The organism is Candidatus Nanobsidianus stetteri (assembly GCF_003086415.1).
GTDB lineage: Archaea > Nanobdellota > Nanobdellia > Nanobdellales > Nanobdellaceae > Nanobdella > Nanobdella stetteri_A.
This window is the reverse complement of record NZ_QEFP02000005.1, coordinates 1-5,763: the sequence shown is the minus strand read 5'-3', so window position 1 is coordinate 5,763 and position 5,763 is coordinate 1. Positions and strand designations below refer to the sequence as shown.

Sequence of the window (5,763 nt, the reverse complement as noted above, 5' to 3'; positions counted from 1 at the left end):
CCACCTTCATTTAAAATATCATATTCAACACTGTAAATCCCTTCAGAAAGCATACCACCATCTTCAAAAGATACATAGGCTAATAAACTCCGGTCTTAATATCCCAGTATTAATGGCAATACCCACAGATGCCTATAGTAAAGTTAGTGATTTGGCCATAAGGAGGAGGTTAGATGAAAGTAGGATTAGCTTAGACAACGCGTTAACTTCAGACGATATTAAGGAAATTGTAGAGGCTTATTGCAAGGACTTATCGGATATACTTTACCCGATAGTTCTATCCTTATGGAACGGCAAAGAAATTAATACTGTGAGTTCAATTTTGCAATACATAAGGTCAGAAATAGATAAAGCAGAGTCTTTTTGCAAAGAAAATATAGGTTGTATTAGGGAGAAAATTAAAGAGTCATATACTTTAAAAGATGTCGCAGAAGATTCAAGGTCATTAGAGAAAATGATGAGAGAATCTTTAATTTCCTTAGCTAAAGAGTTCAATATTTCTTATGTCCACCCAAGGGGTAAGAGGGTAGAAGTAAAGGGTAAGACACTAACTGTAGGTTTGTTCTTTATTAAAGACGGCTTAGCATATGCGGGCTTGGTTAAATTGTTTAATGGTAAAGAATTTGAAAGGGATCAAGAGATAGAATTATTAAGCTATATAGATAAGATAGAGCATGAGAAAAAGGAATATAAAGTAGCGTTAAAGTTCCTGGTAACTAACGTTAGGCTTAATATTAATGGCGTGGAGACTATGGAACTACCTACGCTAGAGGCTGTAAGGATCATTAGGGGAGACTCTATGCTTTTGGAAGAGAGGCTGAGAAGTTTATTAAATTCAGTAAGTCCAGATAAGAAGGAAGAAGTTGTTGTTTAATTTTTTAACCCTTTTTATAAATTCGTACAAGTGGTTGATGATAACATCAGAAAGGGCATTGAACTAGCTGAGAAATTTAATTTTGATTTATCACTTGAAGGATTCTTTATTTTCAAAAACAACAATGTTATTTTAAAATCGTCAATTCTCCCTTCTAAAGATTTGCTTGAGAAATTAAGCAAATTAGAGGATAAGGTAGAAATAAAACTCACGGGAGATTACTTTGAGGTATTATGGAATGGTAAGAGATTAAAGATCCTTAAGCCTCAGGACTTTTTGTCTAATAATTTATATGAGATAGTAGAGATCATTAAAGTTTTGAAGACTAAGGAAGTAGAATTTAGCGGAGATAGAATAGAAATAATAAAATTAATAGACAATTATTTTAATTCAAACAAACTTATTATAGAATCATCACAGGATAATGTGATAAGATTTAATAATGTAAAGGTGAAAGATTGCAATGAAGAAAAATTAATATTGATTTCAATGTATTTTTCTGAAATAATACATGACGTTGAAATTTATGATTGTGAGTATTATTTACCAATATTACATCTCATCATTACTACTGGAGGAGTATTTTATAGGGATAAGGCTTCCTTTCTGTGTCATCAAGTTATTAATCCTTCCTTAAATTTGCTTAAATACATGCTAACTAAAAATTTAAGAAACTGTTATATAATTAAGTCCAGCTTAATTGATGAAGAGATCATAAATAAAATAGAGGAATATGAGAAGAAATATTCTAATTCTAGTATTATAATATAATTATAACCCTTCTTTTAACTGTTTAATAATTCTTCTTCTGTTTACTATCCAAATTAGGAGTATCAAGTAACCGAAAGCCAATAAATCTGTCCCTGTTCCACATTCTATTATTTCTAATTCTAAGCTTTGGAATAAGGTGTTTATTAAGGGGAAAAAGATTACTAAAGTTAATAATGCTATAGATATTACTTTAAGATATCTGGAGTAATTTAGCAGTTCTTTACCTAAATTATCTACCTTCATTAAGAGTGTTGAAATTTTATACAATTTTCCTATTTCATTATTTATCACATCAGCCTTCTCTTTTATTGCTAGTGTAATGTCTTTTATCTCTATTTTCCCACCGTTTATGTTACCAAAAACTAGGAGTTCTTCCACTAAATTCGATAGGGTACTATCCATTAAAAACGCTATTCCATTTTCGAGAAAATCGAGTATTAGTTTCCTTTTTCCATCATTTAATATATATTCCGCTAACTTCCGAAATTTTCTCGAATATACATATAACAAAGTACTGTTAGCGAGTGTGAAAAGTATTAATAATATAATAAGTAATTGCATACTCTCGCCCTATTGTCGGTTCATGTACTTTTTAGGGTTTTAAGTATATAAATTTCTTTTTATCTAATTCTCTTTCATTTGCGTCATCATTTTAAGAATTATAAATAAATTAAATGTAAAATAGATATTTATGTTTCGTCGATTTACTGTAATAGCCTCGTTATTTCTTCGTCTTTTATAGTACCTTTAATACAATTAATTATCACGTTTCTTAAATTCATAGGAACGTTTTGTGGAATAGATGGGTTCCAATTGGAAATAACTGTTTTTGCTTCATTAACTATTTTCAATGCGGTAGCTATGTCGTTATTATTGTAAAAATCTATTGCTCTATCTAGATAGTCAGCTACCGGACTGGCGTTTCCAGTGAGCAGATAGTATCCGGTAATTCCTAAAGAAAATATATCAAAAGAGGGTTCAGCTCCTAAGCCTAAAATTGCGTGCTCTAATTGCATAGGGCTTCCATATGCTGGGGAAATTTGGAAAAATTTCTCACCTATTTTTGATGCTGAACCCAAATCACCTAACTTTATTATTTTAGGGTTTTGGATCAATTTATTCCTTATATCCGTTAAGTTGTCCCCTAACGGCTCTTCAAAGAATATGTTCTGTGGTTTTACGTCTAAATGTACGTAGCCGTTATCGTGTATATGTTTAAGTGCTAAAGCAACGTGTTTAATTATAATTTTCACTATTTCGTACCATTCTTCTTTCTCCTCTCTAAAATGAATCAGTTCTTTTGCAGTCCCTCCTCGCATGAAGTCCATTATTATTGCTGGCGGATATTTCAAGTAAATTTCAGTGTCCCCTTTAAATATAGAACCTATTTGATTTACATCAGCAAATATTCCGTTTATTCTTACTAGGTGAGGATTATCGCTTAGTTTAATGAGGTTATTTGACTCTTTAAAAATATCCACGAATTCTCTTATGGCGACAGTTTGTGATAAAGACCTCGCTGGTTTAAGTATTTTTATAGCGTAATATTTTCCATCCTTCTCAGCTTTTAAAACATAACTATATCCTCCTTCTCCTATTACATCAGTAACTTTATAGCCATAAACATCCCTGTCAACCCATACCTTAGGATCCCAATTTTTGAGGTCGAGTTGTTTGACTATTATTTTGGGTTCAAATTCTATCCCTACCACTTTACCCCTTATTGTGGTGCCCATGCTAACTTTAGGCTGAAATACTATATCGCTCACTTTTACGTCAAAAGCCCTCCAAATAATAAACGAGTTATCTATTGCTGGTACTTTAATAATTTCTTTTCCATTATACTTCTTTCCGTTAACTTCTACTGAGAACGTGACTCCTTTAGGTAATCCAGTCGCTACAAAAGTTACAAGGCATTCCTCGAACTTATTTAAATCCTTCTCATCCCCTCTTTCAAAAAATATTGTTATTTCATCTCCGCTTCTACACACTCCTTTATTATGTTTAGGCAAGTAATACTCATTTCCAACTTTTACTGGACAAGTTATCCATGTACCGCCTTTGGAAACTACTCGGAGCTCGTCGTCCACGGAATTTATCACGTTGTTATCAAGTTCAATAAACCAAGGCGTTCCTCTAGGTATTCCAACGGTTTTAAATGTGACCACATTATAGTCCTTTCCTTTATAAGCTCGGTAGTTGGCGATAGTGAGTAACGCTAAAGGAGTAGCAGTTAATAAATCGTAGAGTACTGGTGGTGCGGAGTACGGGGGTATTACAGAGTAGAATAAAGTTATTACGAACATTATTGCTTCGATTAAGAGGAAAAATATTAAGCCTATGTAAAAATCGAAGTAAAGATAAACTGAAATTAAGAAAGAGAGGGGAAGAGAGTAAGTAGGAGATGATACAGCTGCTGATAATAGACTTAAAATCATGGAATATAACGAATATTTCCTATTATAAGATGTTTTTATTGAAGATAATGGTCCTATAAGGGATGCAAGAAGCAAGTAGTTTCTGGTCACAAAGAATGCTACTAAAATTACGATAGTAGAAAATATTGATAATGAAAATAATTTATCATTTTGTGGTTTTCTCATCAAGAATATTTAACTAAATTAAGGTTTTAAAGTACATCATCAATCAGAGCCGGTGGTCCTCATCAATAATCAGCATCCCAGCGCTTAATTCAATTTTTTCTTAATCGTAAATAAACCATCCCGCAAGAAGTTTCACTATATTTCTGTATTTTTTCTCACTTTCTATAAGTATATCTTCAACGTCCTTAAGCTTTGCCTTAATCCTTATGCCTACTAGATTACTTCCTTCTCTTATCTCTCTTATCTCTATTTTTCTATCCTTTAAATTACCTATAATGTATGCTAATACCCATATTTGTAGGTGGATAAAATCATTTTTACAAAGTCTCATATAATCATTATCATCATTAATCCTCTTTAAAGTCTTGATATTAATTTCATAAGTTCTATTTTCGTAATCATAGTATTTAACATATGAAATAGCACCTATGCCTTTCTTTACAAGTTCCCAGTCTTTATTTGTTCTCATATACTCCTCTCTTTTGTTAAAATTAAGTCCATATATTAACAGAGCTAAAGATATAGAAGCTGGTACCATAATTTCTCCGTAAGTTATAGTAAGATCTTTAATGATTTTGATTATTGTTTCTGTGGAGACATTGATATAGTCTGAAATTCTTATTAGGTCTCCACTCTTAATACTCTTGCTCAGTTCTAATAATTTTAATTCTCTTTCACAATCTTTCAAATTTAATATTTTAAAGACATCATCAATTACTACATCCTTTTTAATCAACGCTTTACTTACTTGCATTATTAGGTTTATTTATTATTGCATTATTAATTTTTTACTTGTAATGATTTATGCTATTAATTCCATAGTTTTACAATATTAATGTTTATATTTTATAATGTAATTAGTTAGTAAGATGACTTCATTGGAAGAGTATCTTACTGCTGACGAACTAGAATTTGTAAAGGAATTAGGAGTATCTAAAATACGTGTTATACAAAAGGGGATTGTCACCGACTACGTGAGATTTTTGAAACTAATTATACCTAAAGAAGTTAGGAAGCTGGTAATAATAGGAGATAAGTTTACTATAGATAATATATCGGAAGATCTAAAGAATATTAACTTTAATAATAAAGAATATTAACTTTAATAATTTTGTAATTTACTATTTTATAAGAGATTCGCTTAATGATAAAATTTTTGTATTGTTTTAACTTTGCTAACCCGACGTAAGAATTTTATTGTGCGAAATTTAAAGTATCGCATATGGATTGTGAAAAAGAGGCATTAAAAATCCTTGACATATTGTTTAATAGTAATTTAATACATGGCAGAATTGTGTATGAGGATGAAATAAAGCATCTTATCTCTCATGAGAAAACCTTATGCAGCGAGAAAGATATTATGAACGTTCTAAAAATATATTTAAGATCTTTAGGTATAGTTTTGCTCAAAGGAAGTTTTAAAAACGATAATCAAGTAATCAAAGTTTTCGAAGATGGTAGTATGCTTTCTGAAGGGATTTACAGTGTTGAATATGATATTTTAAATGAAGGTGG

At 31.0% G+C, this 5,763-nt stretch carries 5 protein-coding genes and 2 pseudogenes; 4 read left to right on the top strand and 3 right to left on the bottom strand.

Annotated features, from left to right (window positions below; all coding sequences use genetic code 11):
* Together DDW03_RS01150 and DDW03_RS01145 are read left to right on the top strand one after the other, a co-directional pair.
* Window positions 1-874, top strand: a pseudogene (locus tag DDW03_RS01150) (ATP-binding protein); the annotation flags it as partial.
* Between the two features lie 30 nt (window positions 875-904).
* Window positions 905-1,645 carry a hypothetical protein gene (locus DDW03_RS01145; RefSeq protein WP_228615234.1) on the top strand — a complete coding sequence of 247 codons (741 nt, stop codon included), beginning with the start codon at window positions 905-907 and terminating at the stop codon, window positions 1,643-1,645.
* Here DDW03_RS01145 and DDW03_RS01140 read toward each other — a convergent pair whose 3' ends face one another.
* From DDW03_RS01140 to DDW03_RS01130, 3 genes are all read right to left on the bottom strand, one after another.
* Window positions 1,646-2,023, bottom strand: a complete 378-nt coding sequence (locus DDW03_RS01140) for a hypothetical protein (protein ID WP_228615233.1) — start codon at window positions 2,021-2,023, stop codon at window positions 1,646-1,648. It abuts the gene before it with no gap.
* Window positions 2,024-2,349: 326 nt separating this feature from the next.
* Complete coding sequence (locus DDW03_RS01135) at window positions 2,350-4,248, bottom strand: serine/threonine-protein kinase (protein ID WP_228615232.1); 1,899 nt, start codon at window positions 4,246-4,248, stop codon at window positions 2,350-2,352.
* Between the two features lie 100 nt (window positions 4,249-4,348).
* Window positions 4,349-5,002 (bottom strand): hypothetical protein, encoded by a 654-nt coding sequence (locus tag DDW03_RS01130; RefSeq protein WP_228615231.1) that lies wholly within the window; start codon window positions 5,000-5,002, stop codon window positions 4,349-4,351.
* A 115-nt stretch (window positions 5,003-5,117) separates the two neighbouring features.
* On the opposite strand from DDW03_RS01130, the gene DDW03_RS01125 reads away from it, so the two are divergent.
* Entirely contained in the window at window positions 5,118-5,348 is a 231-nt protein-coding gene (locus tag DDW03_RS01125) for a DUF4898 domain-containing protein (protein ID WP_228615230.1), read from the top strand.
* A 122-nt stretch (window positions 5,349-5,470) separates the two neighbouring features.
* Window positions 5,471-5,763 (top strand): annotated as a pseudogene (locus DDW03_RS01120) (hypothetical protein); the annotation flags it as partial.